Source organism: Pseudomonas sp. 1, assembly GCF_056626735.1.
On record NZ_JBWXMQ010000012.1, the window covers coordinates 128940 to 146171 of the forward strand.

Genomic DNA, 17232 nt, shown 5'->3' on the forward strand with positions numbered 1-17232 from the left:
TGACCGACCTCCGTGGCTGCGGTACATAAATATCGCAACGGGGCAGCTTGTCAGCGGACGTTTCAGGCTGGAGCGGCGCTTTCATTCCCGCGCAAAGGGTCTAATATTCGAACGCCCCGCCTTGAATTTCCAGGAACCCGGTCATGCGTTTATCCGAATTCATCAGGCAACACGCGGATCACATCGTCGAGGAGTGGGAACAGTTCGCCAGGACCATCAGCCCGGCGGCCGACACCATGGATCAGGCGGCGCTGCGCGACCATGCCAAGGCCATCCTGCTGGCCGCCGCGCGGGACATGGACACCACACAAACCGCCCGCGAACAAATCGCCAAGGCCAAGGGCGAAGGCCCGGAGAAAACCCCGAGCCTGGATGAGGCCGGTGCCAGCCACGGTGAGTTGCGCCATGCCGTGGGCTTTGACCTGGTGCAGATGACATCGGAATTCCGCCATCTGCGCGCCTGCGTGATCCGCCTCTGGGCCAACAGTCTGGAAACCCCGGACATGGCGTACTTCCAGGACATGATCCGTTTCAACGAAGCCATCGATGAAGCCCTCGCCGAGTCGACCGCCGCCTACGCCGAGCAGGTCAACCGCTCGCGCGACATTTTCCTCGCGATCCTCGGTCACGACCTGCGCGCACCGCTGCAAGCGGTCAGCATGTCTACTGAGTTGCTGATGCGCAAAACAGCTCTGGAGGGCGATGCGCTGAGCTGTGCGTTGAGCATCAAGCAAGGTGCGCGGCACATGGCGGCGATGGTCAGCGATCTGCTGGAACTGGTGCGCAGTCGCCTGGGCAAGAGCCTGCCGATAGAGCCCGCGCCGATGGACTTGGCCGATGCGGCGCGGGCAGCGATTGCCGAAGCCTGTGCCGGCAACCCGCAAAGCGATCCGACGCTGATCATCGAAGGCGATACGCGGGGTGTCTGGGACTCCGGTCGACTGGCACAACTGCTGCAAAACCTGATCGGCAACGCCTTGCAGTACGGGACTCACCCGCGGGATCTGATCGTGACGCTGAAAGGTGAAGGCGATGTCGTGAGCCTGACGGTGCACAACCATGGCGAGCCGATTTCCGAAGAAGCCATCGGCACGATTTTCGACCCCTTGGTGCGTAGCTCCAATGAAGAGCTCGGTCAGGCCTCGACCAGCCTCGGGCTGGGCCTGTTTATCGTCAAGGAAGTGGTGACCGCCCACGGCGGAACCATCGAAGTCAGCTCAAGCGAAGCCGAAGGAACGCTGTTCAGCGTGATGCTGCCCAGACAGGCCTGAGCGCTACTCGACCACCAGCCGCCCCAGCCGCTGACGGAGCATGCGGTTCTCGGCCCGCAGCTCCTTCACCTCTTCCAGCAGGTCCAGCGCCAGGGCAACGCCTTCCCATTCCAGGTCAAGGTCGCGCCGCAGTTTGGCGGCGCGTTTGGCCAGGGCCAGTTCGTAGTCGGTGAAGCGCCATTCCCTGGGCTGCGCGCCCTGAGGTTCGAGGATGCCGTGTTCGACGATTTCGATCACGTAGACGTCCGACAACTCGGCCGCCTCACAGAATTCTGCCATGTCCAGTTGAACGATCAGGGGGCTGCTCATGATGGGCTACTCCGTCGTCAGTATCAGAAGTTCTCGCGCGGATTGAAGGCGGCTTTCTTCGCCAGTTCCTGCCACAGCGCCTTGACGTCATCGCCGTTGGCTTTGGGCATCACGGCCTTGAGCTGGACGAACAGATAACCGCGTTCGCCGGCCTTGTTCTGCAGACCGTGGCCCTTGGCGCGCATGCGCTGGCCGTTCTGGCTGCCGGCCGGGACCTTGAGGTTGATCTTGCCGGTCAGGGTCGGCACGGCCACTTCGGCGCCCAGCGCCAGTTCCCATGGTGCCAGCGGCAAGGTGATGATCAGGTTTTCGCCTTCGACATCGAATTTCGGGTGTGGCGCGAAACGGATGGTCAGGTACAGATCGCCATTGGCGCCGCCACCGATGCCCGGTGCGCCCTGGCCCTTGAGGCGGATGCGCTCGCCGTCGGTCACGCCCGCCGGAATTTTCACGTTCAGGCTCTTGCTGGTGTTGCTGACGTGCTGGCCCGAGCCGTTGTATTGCGGCACCTGGAAGCTGATCTTTTTCGATTCGTTCGAAAGCGTCTCTTCCAGAAAGATCGGCAGTTCCAGTTCCACGTCTTGCCCTCGCCGTCCGGCGCTGCGGGATTGCCGGCCAGCGCCGCCACCGAAACCGGGGCCGCGATTGCCGAAGATCGAACTGAAGAAGTCCGAGAAGTCGCCGGTGTCGCCACCGCCGCCGAAACCGCCACGGCTCTGCCAGCCCGGCGGGCCCTGGAACGGCTGCCCGTGCTGGCCGTAGCGCCGCAGGTCGTCGTATTCGGCGCGCTTGTCGGCGCTTTTCAGCGCTTCATAGGCTTCCGAGGCATCCTTGAACTTGGCCTCGGCGTCCTTTTCCTTGCTGACATCGGGGTGGTATTTGCGCGCCAGCTTGCGATAGGCAGCCTTGATTGCCTTGTCGTCCGCCGTCGGCTCCACGCCGAGTATCTTGTAATAGTCTTTGAAGTCCATCGAAGGAATCACCATCCGTTAACGATTTCGCGCCGTTGCCAGCATGCGCCGATTTGCGCGTGCCGGGTTGACCGATCTCAAGTTTGTGACCGGGTGGCGCAGCAGAAGTTTATCGGCAGTGGACAGCGGTTCTTGCGACCGCCGGTGTGTCTGCCGGCCCATGCCAGCAAGTTTGGGGCAAAGCGCCGACTTTCAAGCAAGCTTAGTCGCTAAATAGCAGATGACCGGCTTTCGAATCTGTCGCGCACTGACATACACTGCGCGGCCGTTTTTTTGACCGGAACCGAAAGACCATGAAAGACGCCTCTCCAGCCCGTGCCTGCGGCATCGACTTCGGCACGTCCAACTCCACCGTCGGCTGGCTGCGCCCCGGCGTGGAAACGATGATCGCGCTGGAAGACGACAAGATCACCCTGCCGTCGGTGGTCTTCTTCAACATCGAAGAGCGTCGCCCGGTTTACGGCCGTCTGGCGCTGCACGAATACCTGGAAGGCTACGAAGGCCGGCTGATGCGCTCGCTCAAGAGCCTGCTCGGTTCCAAACTGATCAAGCACGACACCAGCGTCCTCGGCACGGCGATGCCGTTCAAGGACTTGCTCGGGCTGTTCATCGGCCAGCTCAAGAGCCGCGCCGAAACTGCCGCCGGTCGTGAGTTCGAGCAGGTTGTTCTGGGCCGCCCGGTGTTCTTCGTCGACGACGATCCGCTGGCCGACCAGGAAGCCGAAGACACCCTGGTGGAAGTGGCGCGCAAGCTCGGTTTCAAGGACGTTTCCTTCCAGTACGAGCCGATTGCCGCCGCGTTCGACTATGAGTCGACCATCGAAAAGGAAGAGCTGGTACTGATCGTCGACATCGGCGGTGGTACTTCGGACTTCTCGCTGGTGCGCCTGTCGCCCGAGCGTCGCGGTGTGGATAACCGTCACGACGACATCCTCGCCACCGGCGGCGTGCACATCGGCGGAACCGACTTCGACAAGCAACTGAGCCTGCAAGGCCTGATGCCGCTGTTCGGCTATGGCAGCCGCATGAAAAGCGGCGCGTTCATGCCGACCAGTCATCACATGAACCTGGCGACCTGGCACACCATCAACTCGGTGTACTCACAGAAATCGACCCTGGCCCTGGGCAGCATGCGCTACGACATCGAAGACACCGGCGGCATCGACCGTCTGTTCAAGCTGATCGAACAGCGCGCCGGGCACTGGCTGGCGATGGAAGTGGAAGAAACCAAGATCCAGCTGACCCACAACGACAGCCGCCATGTGGCGCTGGATCGCATCGAGCCGGGTCTGAGCGTTGAATTGACCCGGGCACTGTTCGAGTCGGCCATCGAATCGCAGCTCGAGCGCGTGCGCGGCAGCGTCACCCAGTTGCTGGCAGACGCCAACGTGGCGGTCGGTCAGGTCGATACGGTGTTCTTCACCGGCGGTTCCAGCGGTATTCCGGCGTTGCGCAATAGCGTCTCGGCAATGCTGCCGAACGCGCGGCATGTCGAAGGGAATATCTTTGGCAGCATTGGTAGCGGCCTGGCGATTGAAGCCATGAAGCGTTATGGCTCGATGAACTGACACTGCACTGATGATCGTTCCCGCGCTGCGTGGGAACGATCGCCTACTAAACCATCCCGCCCAGCTTCAACTCACTCTTCAGATACGCGTAATAGATCGGCCCTGCCACCACTCCCGGCAGGCCGAACGCGGCCTCGAACACCAGCATCGCCAGCAGCAACTCCCAGGACTTGGCACTGATCTGCCCGCCGACGATGCGCGCGTTGAGAAAGTATTCCAGCTTGTGGATAAAGATCAGGTAGCCCAGCGCCGCAATCGCCACCCAGATCGATAGCGACAGGCCGACGATGGTGATCAGCGTGTTCGACATCAGGTTGCCGATCACCGGCAGCAGACCCAGCAGGAACGTCAGCACGATCAGGGTCTTGGTCAGCGGCAGCTTGATCCCGAACAGCGGCAGGATCACCGCCAGGAAGATCCCGGTGAAGAAAGTATTGAGCAGGGAAATCTTGATCTGTGCGAACACGATGTTGCGAAACGCCTGAACCAGCAGGTGCAGACGGTCGAACAGTGCGGCCGCCAGCGGTTTGCGCTTGGTGACGTCCGGTACGCGCTGCAAGGCGATGATCGCGCCGAGCACCATGCCGATCAGCAGCGTCACGAACATGTGCGCCGCGTCCTTGCCCACCAATTGCAGTTCGGACAAATGCTTGCTCGCCCACTCACCGATGGCCACCCGGAACTCGGCAGCGCTGGCCGGCAGATAGGCATCGATGAACGGCGGCAACTGCCCGCGCGCACGGTCAACCACACCCATGAATTTGTCGAGAGAAGCGCCAGGGTTTTCCGCTTCATGCAGCAGGAAACTGATGGCGCCGGCAAAGATCAGCGTCAGCACACTCACCACCAGCGTGCCCAGCAGCGCCACCGCCAGCCAGCGCGCACGCCGGCCTTCGATCAGCCGTTGCAGTTGCGGGGTGAGCATGTTGACCAGCTCGTACACCAGCAATCCTGCCAACAGACTGGGCAACAATCGCAACGGCAACACCAGCAACAGACCGCCGAAAATGATGATGCAACTGACCCAGAACACTACATGACGCTCAGAAAACGTTGGCATACAGCCTCAAAACGAACGGCGTAAAAGGATTGGCAGTCTGCCAGCGATCCGAGGCGAGCACTAGGGATATGCAGGGTTTGAGATTGCCGCTGCCCCGAGCAGCCTCTTCGCGAGCAAGCTCGCTCCCACAGTTGTACTGCGTTGCTCACGAATCCGGTGTGGGAGCGAGCTTGCTCGCGAAAGGGCCAGCACACTCACCACAAAGTTCCGGCGTTTATTTTTTCTTCAGGCAATCACTCATGAACGCCTTGCGCGCATCGCCGGTCAGGGCCTTGGTCTTGGCGTCGGCATTGCAGGTCTTCATCTTTTCCTGCTGCGGGGTCAGGGTCTTGGCGTCATTGGCGGCCGGGGCGGCCTTGAGGCAAGTGCTCATGAAGGCTTTGCGCTCGTCGCCCTTGAGGCTCTTGGCCGTGGCGTCGGCGTTGCAGGTGGTCATTTTGTTCTGTTGCGCCGTGGCGGCGAAACCCTGGGAGCACAGCAGCAGACCGATCATCAACAAAGGGACACGCAGCATCTTCATGGAGTTTTCTCCTTGTCGCCGCATCGATGGATACGGCCTCCGGCTGAGTGTAGTCAAAGCTTGTTACACCTTCCTGCTCTCCAGGTGACTGCGCCGGTATTGCTCCGGGGTACATCCGGCCTGCCGGGCGAACATGGCGATGAAGGCCGAGCCGCTGCTGTAACCGAGATCGAAGGCGATTTCCTGCACGCTGCGCGCCGACTCCAGCGCCTCGATTGCCGCCAGATAACGCAGCCGCTGGCGCCATTCGCCGAAACTCATTCCCAACTCCCGCACAAATTGCCGGGCCAGGGTGCGTTCGCTGACATGCACCTGCGCCGCCCAGTGCGCCAGCGGCTGGTTGTTGCCGGGCTCGGCCTGCAGGGTTTCGAGGATGGTCAGCAAGCCGGGGCTGCTGGCGTAAGGCAAATAGCATTGGTGAACCGGCGCCTGACGCAGCTGATCCACCAGTACCTGGGCCAGTCTCTGGTCGGCCTCGAACGCGGGGATCTTCACATCACGGGCGGCGAAGTCCTTGAGGATCGCCTTGAGGATGTCGCTGATTGCCAGGGTGCAGGCCTGCGCCGGCAAGTCGGAACACACCTCCGGCGCCAGACACACCGCCCGATAGTTGACCGGCTGATGGCTGTAGAAACTGTGCTCGACCTGCGGCGGCACCCACACTGCGTATTGTGGCGGCGACATGAAGCGGTTGCCGTCGACATCCATGTGCAGCACACCGTGGGCCGCGTACTCCAGCGTGCCCCACGGATGGCGGTGCGGTGCGGCGTATTCATGAGCGTTGAAGTCGGCATAGCGGAAATACACCGCCGACGGCAGTTCGCTGAAATCCAGCAGGTCGATGTGCTTACTGTTCATGCTGTCCGGAATCAGGGGCGGGTTGTCCGGTTCGCAGTATAGGCCTGTATCCAGACAGAGGATAATCAGCGTTCATCAACGTACTGGTTTCTCTTCCCATGCAATACGCGTTTCCCCTGCTGGCGATTTTCATCTGGGCCGGCAACACCGTGATCAACAAGCTCGCGGTCGGTGCAATTTTCCCCGCCGAGATCGGCTTCTACCGCTGGTTGCTCGCCGGCCTGCTGTTCACGCCGTTCATGCTGAAAAAGGTGATCGCGCACTGGCCGCAGATCCGCCCGAATCTGGGCAGGATCTTCATCCTCGGCGTGCTCGGCATGGCGGTCTACCAGAGCCTGGCCTACTTCGCCGCAACCCTGACCAGCGCCACCAACATGGGCATCATCCTGTCACTGATGCCGTTGATGTCGCTGGCCATGGCGATCATCAGCCTCGGCCAGCGCCTGACCGCCGGCGCATTGGTCGGTGCGGTGCTGTCATTCGCCGGCGTGCTGGTGGTGGTGTCGTCCGGCAGCCTCGGCGCATTGCTGCAACACGGCGTTAACCTGGGTGACGCGATGATGCTGATCGCCACCCTCGCCTACGCGATCTACAGCACCCTGCTGAAAAAATGGCAGCTGCGCCTGCCGCCACTGGTGTTGCTGTATTTGCAGGTGCTGGTGGCGGTGGTGGTGCTGTTTCCGCTGTATGCCGTTTCACCGAAGACCGGCCTGACCCTGCAGAACATTCCGCTGGTGCTCTACGCGTGCCTGCTGGCCTCGATGCTCGCGCCGCTGGCGTGGATGCAGGCCGTGCAGCGCCTGGGGCCGAGCCGGACCACGCTGTTCTTCAACCTGCTGCCGCTGATCACCGCACTGATTGCAGCGGTGGTGCTAAAGGAACAGCTGGCGATGTATCACCTGGTCGGCGGCTTGCTGACGCTGGGGGGTGTGGTTCTTTCCGAGCGCTGGACCACTGTCCTCGGCCGCAAACTCAGCGTCGCCTGATCCGGCCTCTTCGCGAGCAAGCTCGCTCCCACAGGGGAACGCATTCCAAATGTGGGAGCGAGCTTGCTCGCGAAGAACGATACCTCGGTTTAACGGTTAAACCCCGGCGGCTTTCAACCGCGCGGCATGCTCGACAAACAGCCGCACCGGATCCGCCCCTTTGCCAACCAGTCCCAGCGACTGGTTGACGATATCGAAGTGATCCATCGGGTAGTCATCGCCGATGACGGTGCCCAGGTGCGAGCTGTAGCGTCCGACCATGCCGTCGCACTGCCCCGGCTCACGCACGAAGGTTTTGGCGAACAACCGGCAACTGCGATTGGTGCCATCGAACAGGTTGCCACCGCGGTCGGTCTTGCCCGGCTGCAACGTGCCGGACCACGAGTAATAACGCACACCGTTGACCTCTTCCGCCCCGTGCCCACCCCAGGTTTGCGGCAGGCCCTGTGGATAACGCTGGTTGAACAGCGCCACGCCTTCGGTGGTCAGGGAATGGTGCGAGGCGTGGATATCCACCGGCAGTTTCGGCCCGTGGTAGCCGGTTTCCAGCAGCGCCATCAGCCAGCCGACAAAACGCAACAGCGCCTCAAGGACTCGGCCCTTGGCGCTGTCCGCCGGGTAATGCTTCGCCAGATAGTCGGCCAGTTCCGAACCGTGATTGGGCCCGGCCACCGACGTGACTGAAGCCACCAGATCCGGACGTTTGGCCGCCGCATAACGCGCCGTCAGCGAGCCCTGGCTATGGCCGAACAGATTGACCTTGGCCGCGCCGGTCTCACGGAGAATTTCATCGATGCGCGTCAGCAACTGCTCGCCGCGCACTTCGGTGGAATTGAGCGGCGACACCTGCACCGCAATCACCGTCGCACCACCCCGGCGCAACGCCTTGATGATCCCGTACCAGTACGGATACAGCACCAGACGGATAAAACCGAGCATTCCCGGCACCAGCACCAGGGGATAACGTGTGGCCGAATCTTGCGACATGGGCAAACATCCTTGTGGTCGGTAAGTGGATGCAGGGCGTGCAAAACGCCCGCCAAGCATCCTCCTCGATGATGACAACTCCACGACCAGCCTACTTCAGCCCCACTACCCCCGCCACAATCAGCCCCACCGACAGCAACTTCACCAGCGTCAGGCTCTCACCCAGCAGGGCAAAACCGAGAAACACCGTGCCGAGCGAACCGATGGCGGTCCAGACCGGATAAGCGATGCTCACCGGCAACTCGCGCATCGCCAGGGTCAGGAAGTACACCCCGCCCACCGCCGCAACCACGGTGATCAGCGACGGCCACAGCCGGGTGAAACCTTCGGCGTACTTCATGCCCATGGCGAAGGTGACCTCGAACCCCGCCGCGATCAGCAGAAACAGCCAGGCCACCTAGAACTCCCGGGCCAGGTCGAGCAAGCGCTGCTCGGCCTCGGCCACCGACACCGCGAAGGTGCGCTCGGCGGATTCCTCGCCCTCGGCGGCGACCACCGTGACGTCGTTGATGCCGATGAAACCCAGCGCCGTGCGCAACCATGGATCGGCGTGATTCAGCGCCTCCAGCTCCCCGCCCGGGCCGAATCCGAAACCACCGCGACTGGTAACGATCAGCGCCTTCTTGCCGTGCAACAGCGGCGTGTACTGGGCGATGCCGTTGTCCAGCGTATGGTCGAACGTCAGGCCCAGACGCACGATCTGATCGACCCAGGCCTTGAGGCCGCTGGGCACGTTGAAGTTGTACATCGGCGTGGAAATCAACAGCAGATCATGATCGAACAACTCGCCCACCAGTTGATCGCTGAGCGCCAGATCGGCCTGCATTGTCAGCGGTCGAGCCTCGGGCTCCGGGTAAAACGCCGCCACGACAAACGCTTCATTCACGGCCGGAATCAGCGCCCGCCCGACTTCACGGCGGGTGACCTGAGCCTGTGGATGACGGACTTGCCAGGCGCTGAGAAAACTTTCCGCCAGGCGCCGCGAATGGGAACGCTCACCGCGTGGGCTGGCATGGATCGCAAGAATCTTGCTCATCTGAATCTCCTCGGGGCTAGACTTGAGTGACTGTGTGGCGCCAGATTGCAGCGCTCATATCGTCGGCTCAAATGAGCAAAAATCAGTCTGGATGAATTGATTTCATCCGTGGAGTTTTCATGTTCGCTGCCTTGCCCCTGACCGCCCTGCGCGCGTTCGAATCCGCCTCACGCCTGTTGAGTTTCAAGGCGGCCGCCGAAGAACTGGCGGTGACGCCGACGGCGATTTCCCATCAAATCCGCTCGCTGGAGGACTGGCTCGGCGTGGCGCTGTTCGAACGCCTGCCGCGCCAGGTGCGCCTGACCGAGGGTGGCGAGCGGCTGTTTCGCAGCCTGCACGGCGCGTTTCTGGAGGTGGCGCAAAGCGTCGACACGTTGCGTCCGCAACGCAGCGGCAGCAACCTGACGCTGTCGACCACCGCCGCGTTCGCTGCGCTGTGGCTGGTGCCGCGACTGGGGCGGTTTTATGCCAAGCACCCGAACATCAATGTGCGACTGGACACCCACTGCGAAGTCATCGACCTGCATCAGGACGCCAGCGTCGATCTGGTGCTGCGCTACAGCCTCGACGACTACCCGAACCTCTACGGGTTGTGCCTCTTCGATGAATCGTTCGGCGTGTACGGCTCGCCGGAACAGGTGGCACTGGCCGCCCGTCGCACCCCGGCGCTGATCAGCGTGCGCTGGCACAACTCGAAGCTCTACGCCCACGGTTGGGAAGCGTGGTGCGCACAATCAGGCGAGAACTGGTTGAATCAGCACCCGGCCGTCCGCGAATACGACGAAGAGCATTACGCCCTGCAAGCGGCCATCGCCGGGCAAGGGCTGGTGCTGGCGAGCAACATTCTGGTGTCGGAGAGCGTCGCCAATGGTTTGCTGGTGCCGTACAAGGGTGAAGTGCAGGTCGACGGTGCCGGTTACAGCGCCCTCTGTGTACCGGGCCGTGAGCGGCATCCACCGGTGAAAGCGTTTTTTGCCTGGCTGCGCGAAGAAGCACAGCTGTCCGGGCATGTCCCGCGCTGAATCCGACAAAACTTTTTGCGGTGTTTATCACTCACAACCAGGTAACGATCACGTCAGCAGAACGTGACGCCAATTGGATTAGCCTCCAGGAGACTGAAATGAGTGACCTGCATTTGTCTGATGTTCAAACCCTGCGCGAGCGCGCACGCCAGCATGTGGAAAATGGCGCGGTGACCGAAAGCTACAGCGCCAACCGTGAAGAAGTGCTGCGCCTGCTCAACGAATCGCTGGCCACTGAACTGGTCTGCGTCCTGCGCTACAAGCGCCACTACTTCATGGCCAACGGCCTGAAAGCCAACGTCGCCGCCGACGAATTCCTTGAGCACGCCACTCAGGAAGCCGAACATGCCGACCGTCTCGCCGAGCGCATCGTGCAACTGGGCGGTGAGCCTGAGTTCAACCCTGACCTGCTGTCGAAGATGTCCCACGCGCAATACGTGGCCGGCAACACCTTGAAGGAAATGGTTTACGAAGACTTGGTGGCCGAGCGGATCGCCATCGACAGCTATCGCGAGATCATCCAGTACATCGGTGAAAAGGATCCGACCACGCGCCGGATCTTCGAAGACATCCTGGCTCAGGAAGAAGAGCATGCGGATGACATGGCGGATATCCTGAAAGACCTCTAATCCCCGCTAACCCCACCGACCGATCGTTCCCACGCTCTGCGTGGGAATGCCGCCATGGACGCTCTGCATCCGCTGTTGGGACGCGGAGCGTCCCGGGATGCATTCCAGAGCGTGGGAACGATCTGAGTTGCAGCAATTACTTGGTGGGTTTGACAGTTGCTGGCGCCTTGCCCGCCTTCATCTGCTCCAGCAACGGCGCGCACTGGTTAGGCTCGCCACCGCTCGGCGCCACCAGCGCCAGCAGCCCCGCCGCCGGCGCAGCGATCACACCCAGCGCCACCATCCCTGCTCCGCGCAACATCAGCGGCACGGCTTTGACCCCGGCATCCGGCTTGATGAACTTGCCGCGTACATAGAGCGGCGAACGCAGGGAAATCAGGCGCCAGCCCTTGGATTCCGGCGTCACGGTCAGATCCAGTTGCTCGGTCGCCATGTTCGCCGTGCCGTCGATGTAGATGATCGCGTTCTCGGTATCGAACACAAACAGCCGCGTGCTCGCCAGGCCGGTCTTGATATCGAAGTCCGCCGCCGCGCAGTTGATCTTCACTTCCTTGTCGCCAAAGATCTTGCCGACCACGTAGTTGCCGACGTTGAGACCTGCCAGTTCCATCAACTCGCGACTGATCGCGCCGTCGTTGATCAGCATCTTCAGGTTGCCGTTGGCGCCGCCCAGCAATTTGGCCACCGAGTTGCCGCGACCGGTGATATCGGCATCGCCGTTGAGCTCGCCGAAACTGGTCTTCATCGGTTCGAAGGTCGGGAACAGCTGCTTGAGCTTGAACTTGCGCGCGGTCAGTTTGGCCCGGCCCTCCAACGGCTCGGTGCGACCGTTGAGGCGAATCTGCGCGTCGAGATTGCCGCCGGCCACGCCGAAACGCAGCGGCTCCAGGCTCAGTTCGCCGTCGTTGAGTTTGAGGTGGGTATAGAGGTCGGTGAACGGCAGTTCTTCGCTGTGGACAATGCGCTTGCCGGTGAATTCGACGTCGGCGTCCATGTCGCGCCAGCGTTCGGTCTTGAACTCTTCCACCGGCAGCACCTTGTCCGCCGGCTGTTTGCTCTCGCCGCCACGGGCCTTCTGCTTGGCATTGGAGTCGGCCCCGATCAGCGGCGCGAGGTCGGCAAACAGCAGTTGATTGGACAGCAGCGCACCACTCAGCTTGGGCCGTGGCTGACTGGCGACGTAGGCCAGATCACCATGGATGTCGCTGCTGCCGATCTTGCCGTTGAACTGTTCATAGCGAAATTGCGCACCGCCCGACTCGTGCAGTTTGGCGATCAAATGACCGTCGGTGGCGTACGGCGGGGTGTCCGGCAGTGTTACGCCGGTCAGCGGATACAGGTTGCCGAGGCTGGCGCCTGCCAGTTTCAGGCGCAGATCGAGAGCACCGAGATTGAGCGGATCGGTCAGGGTACCGGCGAGTTCGATGCTGGTATCGCCGATTTTCGCCTGGGCCTGCAACGGGAACGGTTTGCTCGCATCCTGCAGGGCCAGCAGGCCGCCGATCTTGCCGTGGCCGGCGAGTTTCTGGCCGTGGTACTGGCCGGTGACTTTCAGGCCGAAGGCGTAATCCTGCGGCGCGCCGCCCTTGTCCTGTGCGGTTTTCGCCGCTTTGTCGCCGACGATGTCGCTGAACGGAATCGGCTTGCCCAGCGGGTCGATCAACAGATCGAGGTTGGTCTTGAGGGTCTGGTCATCCAGGGTGACGTGGCCCTTGTCGAAACCGATGGCACCGATGTCGACCACCCAGTTCGAGGGCTCGGCATCCGGATCCTTGGGATCGAACTTGAAGGTCCAGTTGGCGCGGCCATCGGCAAGGCGCTGCAATTGCGCGTTCGGTTCGGTCAAGTCGATGCGCGGGATCGTCACCCGTTGTGCCAGCAAGGCCAGCGGCGAAATGCGCAATTCAACCCTTTTCAGGGTGACCATCTGCGGCTGCTTCGACCAGTCGGGATTGCCCAGAGTCAGGTCTTCGGCCACCACATGCGGCCACGGCACCCAGGCGCGCCAGCCGCCCTCGTCGAGTTCGCGCCGCCAGACCACCGACAGATTGCCGTTGATGGCAAACGGTCGATGCAGTTCTTCCGAAACTTTGGCGTTGAGCGGCGGTTTGATCCGGTTCCAGTCGAAGAACACGATGATCAGCACCAGCACCGCCAGAAGCAGCACGAGGGTGGTGAAGGTCCAGGCGAAGATTTTACGCGCGCGCGTCATTGCACAAAGCTCCTGAAGACGACTGCATCCATTGGCACGACGCAGCTGAAACGACGGGCCATGATGGCCCTCATGAAATCTGTGACTGACAAACAGCCCGCAGGTTTAATCCAAAGCCCTATCGAGGGCAAAAAACGGTCGCCATTCTGACCGATCGGTCGAATGGGCGTTACCGGCCCCGCACATTTGCGGGGCGCAAGTGGGTGGAAAATACCCACCGCAGTGCAAAACCGCCCGCCTGAAACGCCCGAGCTAGAGCCTCCCAAGCGAACAATCAATTCTGTTGATTATTACCATTGTGTTTATGAACTTTTATATCGACTTATCGAGAGTAGCATTGCCCTCGTACCCACTTTATCGCCCTCCCAAGGAGCAACCCATCATGAAACGCCAACTTCTGTTCAGTCTTACCCTCTCGATGCTGGCCAGCACCGCTTTCGCTCTGCCAGCTGCCGATCAAGCGACTCCGCAAGTCAAAACCAGCCACTCGGTGTTCAGCCAGACTGTTGCCGCTGATGGTTCGGACCGCACTCCACAAGGCCAGACCCTGGCTGAAAACGGTCGTAACCGCCTGGAAGAAAAAGGCCTGGTTCAAGATGGCTATGACAAAACCCCTCAAGGTCAATTCGTAGCTGAAGGCGGCCGTGATCGCCTGGAAGAGAAAGGTCTGGTTCAAGACGGCTCGGATCGCACTCCACAAGGTCAAATCCTGGCATCTGACGGTAGTGACCGTACCCCACAAGGCCAGACTCTGGCTTCTGACGGTGGCGACCGTACCCCACAAGGTCAGACCCTCGCTGCTGACGGCTACGACAAAACCCCACAAGGTCAAACCCTGGCCGAAGGTGGTGGTGACCGCGTGATCGAACGCAACAGCGCTTTGAGCTAAGCCCATGGCGGCCTGGAAAAAAAGCCCAATCCCCGGATTGGGCTTTTGACTTTTCATCAGCCGGTATTAAAGAAGTCGAAATTTCCCTGCTCCCTCTCCCCCGCTGCCGTTCGACGCCGACAAAGCCGATTTGCTAGAGTGCGGCGCTTGTCTTGTCTAAGAACACACCCTTGCGATGCTGCCCCGCGCCGAACAGAAACAACAGACCCGCAACGCCCTGATGGACGCTGCCCGCCACTTGATGGAAAGCGGCCGAGGATTCGGCAGCCTGAGCCTGCGTGAAGTGACGAAAACCGCCGGCATCGTGCCCACCGGTTTCTACCGGCATTTCGCCGACATGGACGAACTCGGCCTGGTACTGGTCAGCGAAGTCGGCCAGACCTTCCGCGAAACCATCCGCCTGGTGCGCCACAACGAATTCGTCATGGGCGGGATCATCGATGCGTCGGTGCGGATCTTCCTCGACGTGGTCAGCGCCAACCGTTCGCAGTTCCTGTTTCTCGCCCGTGAGCAGTACGGCGGATCGTTGCCGGTGCGTCAGGCCATTGGCCGTTTGCGCGAGGACATCAGCTCCGACCTGGCGGCGGATCTGGCCTTGATGCCCAAACTTCAGCACCTCAATCGCGAAGGTTTGAGCGTGATGGCGGACCTGATCGTCAAATCGGTGTTTGCCACCCTGCCGGACATCATCGACCCGCCGGCCGAAGCCCTGCCCGAGCATCTGACGCCACAGGCGAAGATCACCCAGCAGTTGCGCTTCATCTTTATCGGGTTGAAGCACTGGCAAGGCCTTGGTAGTACCGAATAATTCCTCTCCAGCCCCAATACCCTGTGGGAGCGAGCTTGCTCGCGATAGCGGTGTGTCAGTCAACTTTATATGACTGGGCGGAAGCCATCGCGAGCAAGCTCGCTCCCACACTGGCTCTTGTTTGGTGCATGTAAAAAACTTCATGCACCAAAACACCTCACAATCCTGCAACATCTTGAAACATCCGCTACGCTCCGACAGGGTTTTCCTACATATCGTCCGATTGGCAAGCCCCTTGCTCTAGCCTGAGCATTGTCCATTGCTGGAAGCTTTCCGATGCTGGTGATTCATCGCAGAATCGACCCCCAACCCGTCTGGGCCGCCGAGTTGCACCTGAGCTTCGAAGCCCGGAGCAAAAGCCGGCTGCGCTGTTTCAGTGCCGAAGGCGAAGACGTCGGTCTGTTTCTGGAGCGCGGCCAGCCACCACTGTACGACGGCGAATGCCTGCAAGCCGAAGATGGCCGGATCGTCCGGGTCTGCGCCCGCCCCGAACAATTGCTTCACGTCACCTGCGCCAACGCCTTCGAACTGACCCGCGCGGCCTATCACCTGGGCAATCGCCATGTTGCGCTGCAAGTCGGTGACGGCTGGTTGCGGCTGCTCGACGATTACGTGCTCAAAGCGATGCTCGAACAGCTCGGTGCCGCCGTGGAATCGATCGAAGCACCGTTCCAGCCGGAACACGGCGCCTACGGTGGCGGCCATCATCATTCGCGGCACGGTGACGAGGACTTCAACTACGCGCCGAAACTCCATCAGTTCGGCGTCCGTTTGTGAACCCGGCCTGGGCGCTGCTGCGCCTGGCCAGTCCGCAATTGCCGATTGGAGGCTACAGCTATTCCCAGGGCCTGGAGATGGCGGTGGATAACGGCCGCGTCGACAGCCCGGACAGCGCCCGGCGCTGGATCAGCGATCAGTTACTGCTCAATCTCGCCCGGTTCGAAGCCCCCATGCTGCTCGCCCATTGCCAGGCTGCGGCAAACGAAAGCTGGGATGAATTGCACAGGCTCTGCGAAAGCCACCGCGCCAGCCGCGAAACCCGCGAACTGCATCTGGAGAGTCGGCAGATGGGCTACTCGTTGCAGCAGTTGCTCCACGGCTTGCCCGAGCTCGACGCACCGGCCCGCGATTTTCTTGAGCAATGCACCGAACCGCACCTGGCCCTGTGCTGGGCATTTGCGGCCCGCGCCTGGCAGATCAGCCCGCAAGACGCCCTCGCTGCGTGGCTGTGGAGCTGGCTGGAAAACCAGCTCGCGGTGCTGATGAAAACCCTGCCGCTGGGCCAGCAAGCCGCGCAGCGCCTGACCAGCGAACTGCTGCCGCTGCTGCAGCAGGCGCAGCAGGACGCCACCCGAATCAATCCCGAACACCTTGGCAGCGCCGCGTTCGGTCTGTCCCTGGCGTGCATGGCCCATGAGCGCCAGTACAGCCGCCTGTTCCGTTCCTAGGGCCTTTTATCTGGAGAATCACATGAACACACAACCCCTGCGCGTCGGCATCGGTGGCCCGGTCGGTTCCGGCAAGACCGCATTGACCCTGGCCCTGTGCCTGGCGCTGCGCGAGCGCTACAACCTGGCGGTGGTCACCAACGACATCTACACCCGCGAAGACGCCGACTTCCTGGTGCGCAACGAAGCGCTGGCACCGGAGCGGATCATCGGCGTTGAAACCGGCGGCTGCCCGCACACCGCGATCCGCGAAGACGCCTCGATCAACCTCGAGGCGGTGGATCAACTGAACCGGCGTTTTCCGGGGCTGGACCTGATTCTGGTGGAGTCCGGTGGCGACAACCTTTCCGCGACTTTCAGCCCGGAACTGTCCGACCTGACCATCTACGTGATCGACGTGTCGGCCGGCGACAAGCTGCCGCGCAAGGGCGGGCCCGGCATTTGCAAATCCGACCTGCTGGTGATCAACAAGATCGACCTCGCGCCACTGGTCGGCGCCTCGCTGGAGATGATGAACAGCGACACCCAACGCATGCGCAACGGCAAGCCGTTCGTGTTCAGCAACCAGAAAACCGGTCAGGGCCTGGAAGACATCATCGCCTTCATCGAACGCCAGGGCCTGCTGACCGCAGCCTGATTCACTGATCAACAAGGAAGC

General features: G+C 61.5%; 19 protein-coding genes. 10 read left to right on the forward strand and 9 right to left on the reverse strand.

The window, feature by feature from the left end:
- Positions 1–143 precede the first annotated feature (143 nt).
- A complete protein-coding gene (locus AC1MDC_RS19080; RefSeq protein WP_266202084.1) occupies positions 144–1271 on the forward strand; it encodes a sensor histidine kinase in 1128 nt (375 codons plus the stop codon).
- Between the two features lie 3 nt (positions 1272–1274).
- On the opposite strand, the gene AC1MDC_RS19085 is transcribed toward AC1MDC_RS19080, so the two are convergent.
- Positions 1275–1580, reverse strand: coding sequence for a chaperone modulator CbpM (locus AC1MDC_RS19085; RefSeq protein WP_085701016.1), 306 nt, complete (start codon positions 1578–1580; stop codon positions 1275–1277).
- A gap of 23 nt (positions 1581–1603) precedes the next feature.
- Complete coding sequence (locus AC1MDC_RS19090) at positions 1604–2551, reverse strand: DnaJ C-terminal domain-containing protein (RefSeq protein WP_085685048.1); 948 nt, start codon at positions 2549–2551, stop codon at positions 1604–1606.
- 293 nt (positions 2552–2844) lie between these two features.
- On the opposite strand from AC1MDC_RS19090, the gene AC1MDC_RS19095 reads away from it, so the two are divergent.
- Positions 2845–4119: an Hsp70 family protein gene (locus tag AC1MDC_RS19095; RefSeq protein WP_480393499.1), complete on the forward strand. Its 1275-nt coding sequence runs from the start codon at positions 2845–2847 to the stop codon at positions 4117–4119.
- A 46-nt stretch (positions 4120–4165) separates the two neighbouring features.
- Here the strand turns inward: AC1MDC_RS19095 and AC1MDC_RS19100 are convergent, their stop codons facing one another.
- The 3 genes from AC1MDC_RS19100 to AC1MDC_RS19110 form a co-directional block, all read right to left on the reverse strand.
- The gene (locus AC1MDC_RS19100; protein ID WP_085701018.1) at positions 4166–5179 is read right to left on the reverse strand and encodes an AI-2E family transporter; all 1014 of its coding nucleotides are present in this window, start codon (positions 5177–5179) and stop codon (positions 4166–4168) included.
- Between the two features lie 214 nt (positions 5180–5393).
- Positions 5394–5699 (reverse strand): PsiF family protein, encoded by a 306-nt coding sequence (locus AC1MDC_RS19105; RefSeq protein WP_065258819.1) that lies wholly within the window; start codon positions 5697–5699, stop codon positions 5394–5396.
- Between the two features lie 63 nt (positions 5700–5762).
- Complete coding sequence (locus AC1MDC_RS19110) at positions 5763–6557, reverse strand: AraC family transcriptional regulator (RefSeq protein ID WP_266202086.1); 795 nt, start codon at positions 6555–6557, stop codon at positions 5763–5765.
- 98 nt (positions 6558–6655) lie between these two features.
- Here AC1MDC_RS19110 and AC1MDC_RS19115 point away from each other — a divergent pair, with 98 nt between their 5' ends.
- Positions 6656–7543 carry a DMT family transporter gene (locus AC1MDC_RS19115; RefSeq protein WP_085701276.1) on the forward strand — a complete coding sequence of 296 codons (888 nt, stop codon included), beginning with the start codon at positions 6656–6658 and terminating at the stop codon, positions 7541–7543.
- 96 nt (positions 7544–7639) lie between these two features.
- Here the strand turns inward: AC1MDC_RS19115 and AC1MDC_RS19120 are convergent, their stop codons facing one another.
- The 3 genes from AC1MDC_RS19120 to AC1MDC_RS19130 form a co-directional block, all read right to left on the reverse strand.
- Complete coding sequence (locus AC1MDC_RS19120; RefSeq protein ID WP_085701277.1) at positions 7640–8530, reverse strand: esterase/lipase family protein; 891 nt, start codon at positions 8528–8530, stop codon at positions 7640–7642.
- A 91-nt stretch (positions 8531–8621) separates the two neighbouring features.
- Positions 8622–8927, reverse strand: coding sequence for a DMT family transporter (locus AC1MDC_RS19125; RefSeq protein ID WP_085701278.1), 306 nt, complete (start codon positions 8925–8927; stop codon positions 8622–8624).
- Positions 8928–9566 carry an FMN-dependent NADH-azoreductase gene (locus tag AC1MDC_RS19130; RefSeq protein ID WP_480393500.1) on the reverse strand — a complete coding sequence of 213 codons (639 nt, stop codon included), beginning with the start codon at positions 9564–9566 and terminating at the stop codon, positions 8928–8930.
- Positions 9567–9685: 119 nt separating this feature from the next.
- Here AC1MDC_RS19130 and AC1MDC_RS19135 point away from each other — a divergent pair, with 119 nt between their 5' ends.
- Positions 9686–10588, forward strand: a complete 903-nt coding sequence (locus tag AC1MDC_RS19135) for a LysR substrate-binding domain-containing protein (protein WP_085703423.1) — start codon at positions 9686–9688, stop codon at positions 10586–10588.
- 98 nt (positions 10589–10686) lie between these two features.
- Positions 10687–11217: a ferritin-like domain-containing protein gene (locus AC1MDC_RS19140; protein WP_064379129.1), complete on the forward strand. Its 531-nt coding sequence runs from the start codon at positions 10687–10689 to the stop codon at positions 11215–11217.
- A gap of 136 nt (positions 11218–11353) precedes the next feature.
- Here AC1MDC_RS19140 and AC1MDC_RS19145 read toward each other — a convergent pair whose 3' ends face one another.
- Positions 11354–13429: an AsmA family protein gene (locus tag AC1MDC_RS19145; protein WP_480393501.1), complete on the reverse strand. Its 2076-nt coding sequence runs from the start codon at positions 13427–13429 to the stop codon at positions 11354–11356.
- Between the two features lie 382 nt (positions 13430–13811).
- Here AC1MDC_RS19145 and AC1MDC_RS19150 point away from each other — a divergent pair, with 382 nt between their 5' ends.
- From AC1MDC_RS19150 to ureG, 5 genes are all read left to right on the forward strand, one after another.
- Positions 13812–14318 carry a hypothetical protein gene (locus AC1MDC_RS19150; RefSeq protein WP_085701281.1) on the forward strand — a complete coding sequence of 169 codons (507 nt, stop codon included), beginning with the start codon at positions 13812–13814 and terminating at the stop codon, positions 14316–14318.
- Between the two features lie 175 nt (positions 14319–14493).
- Positions 14494–15126: a TetR family transcriptional regulator gene (locus AC1MDC_RS19155; RefSeq protein WP_007950628.1), complete on the forward strand. Its 633-nt coding sequence runs from the start codon at positions 14494–14496 to the stop codon at positions 15124–15126.
- 276 nt (positions 15127–15402) lie between these two features.
- Positions 15403–15903, forward strand: a complete 501-nt coding sequence (gene ureE, locus AC1MDC_RS19160) for an urease accessory protein UreE (RefSeq protein WP_085701283.1) — start codon at positions 15403–15405, stop codon at positions 15901–15903.
- A complete protein-coding gene (locus AC1MDC_RS19165) occupies positions 15900–16574 on the forward strand; it encodes an urease accessory protein UreF (protein WP_085701284.1) in 675 nt (224 codons plus the stop codon). Before ureE ends, AC1MDC_RS19165 begins: the two co-directional genes overlap by 4 nt.
- A 22-nt stretch (positions 16575–16596) precedes the next feature.
- Positions 16597–17211 (forward strand): urease accessory protein UreG, encoded by a 615-nt coding sequence (gene ureG, locus AC1MDC_RS19170; RefSeq protein ID WP_007950645.1) that lies wholly within the window; start codon positions 16597–16599, stop codon positions 17209–17211.
- Positions 17212–17232: the final 21 nt, after the last annotated feature.

Bases quoted from the DNA above. Each gene is read 5' to 3' on its own strand.
- AC1MDC_RS19080 (WP_266202084.1), top strand. From the start codon at position 144: ATGCGTTTATCCGAATTCATCAGGCAACACGCGGATCACATCGTCGAG.
- AC1MDC_RS19085 (WP_085701016.1), bottom strand. From the start codon at position 1,580: ATGAGCAGCCCCCTGATCGTTCAACTGGACATGGCAGAATTCTGTGAG.
- AC1MDC_RS19090 (WP_085685048.1), bottom strand. From the start codon at position 2,551: ATGGACTTCAAAGACTATTACAAGATACTCGGCGTGGAGCCGACGGCG.
- AC1MDC_RS19095 (WP_480393499.1), top strand. From the start codon at position 2,845: ATGAAAGACGCCTCTCCAGCCCGTGCCTGCGGCATCGACTTCGGCACG.
- AC1MDC_RS19100 (WP_085701018.1), bottom strand. From the start codon at position 5,179: ATGCCAACGTTTTCTGAGCGTCATGTAGTGTTCTGGGTCAGTTGCATC.
- AC1MDC_RS19105 (WP_065258819.1), bottom strand. From the start codon at position 5,699: ATGAAGATGCTGCGTGTCCCTTTGTTGATGATCGGTCTGCTGCTGTGC.
- AC1MDC_RS19110 (WP_266202086.1), bottom strand. From the start codon at position 6,557: ATGAACAGTAAGCACATCGACCTGCTGGATTTCAGCGAACTGCCGTCG.
- AC1MDC_RS19115 (WP_085701276.1), top strand. From the start codon at position 6,656: ATGCAATACGCGTTTCCCCTGCTGGCGATTTTCATCTGGGCCGGCAAC.
- AC1MDC_RS19120 (WP_085701277.1), bottom strand. From the start codon at position 8,530: ATGTCGCAAGATTCGGCCACACGTTATCCCCTGGTGCTGGTGCCGGGA.
- AC1MDC_RS19130 (WP_480393500.1), bottom strand. From the start codon at position 9,566: ATGAGCAAGATTCTTGCGATCCATGCCAGCCCACGCGGTGAGCGTTCC.
- AC1MDC_RS19135 (WP_085703423.1), top strand. From the start codon at position 9,686: ATGTTCGCTGCCTTGCCCCTGACCGCCCTGCGCGCGTTCGAATCCGCC.
- AC1MDC_RS19140 (WP_064379129.1), top strand. From the start codon at position 10,687: ATGAGTGACCTGCATTTGTCTGATGTTCAAACCCTGCGCGAGCGCGCA.
- AC1MDC_RS19145 (WP_480393501.1), bottom strand. From the start codon at position 13,429: ATGACGCGCGCGCGTAAAATCTTCGCCTGGACCTTCACCACCCTCGTG.
- AC1MDC_RS19150 (WP_085701281.1), top strand. From the start codon at position 13,812: ATGAAACGCCAACTTCTGTTCAGTCTTACCCTCTCGATGCTGGCCAGC.
- AC1MDC_RS19155 (WP_007950628.1), top strand. From the start codon at position 14,494: ATGCTGCCCCGCGCCGAACAGAAACAACAGACCCGCAACGCCCTGATG.
- ureE (WP_085701283.1), top strand. From the start codon at position 15,403: ATGCTGGTGATTCATCGCAGAATCGACCCCCAACCCGTCTGGGCCGCC.
- ureG (WP_007950645.1), top strand. From the start codon at position 16,597: ATGAACACACAACCCCTGCGCGTCGGCATCGGTGGCCCGGTCGGTTCC.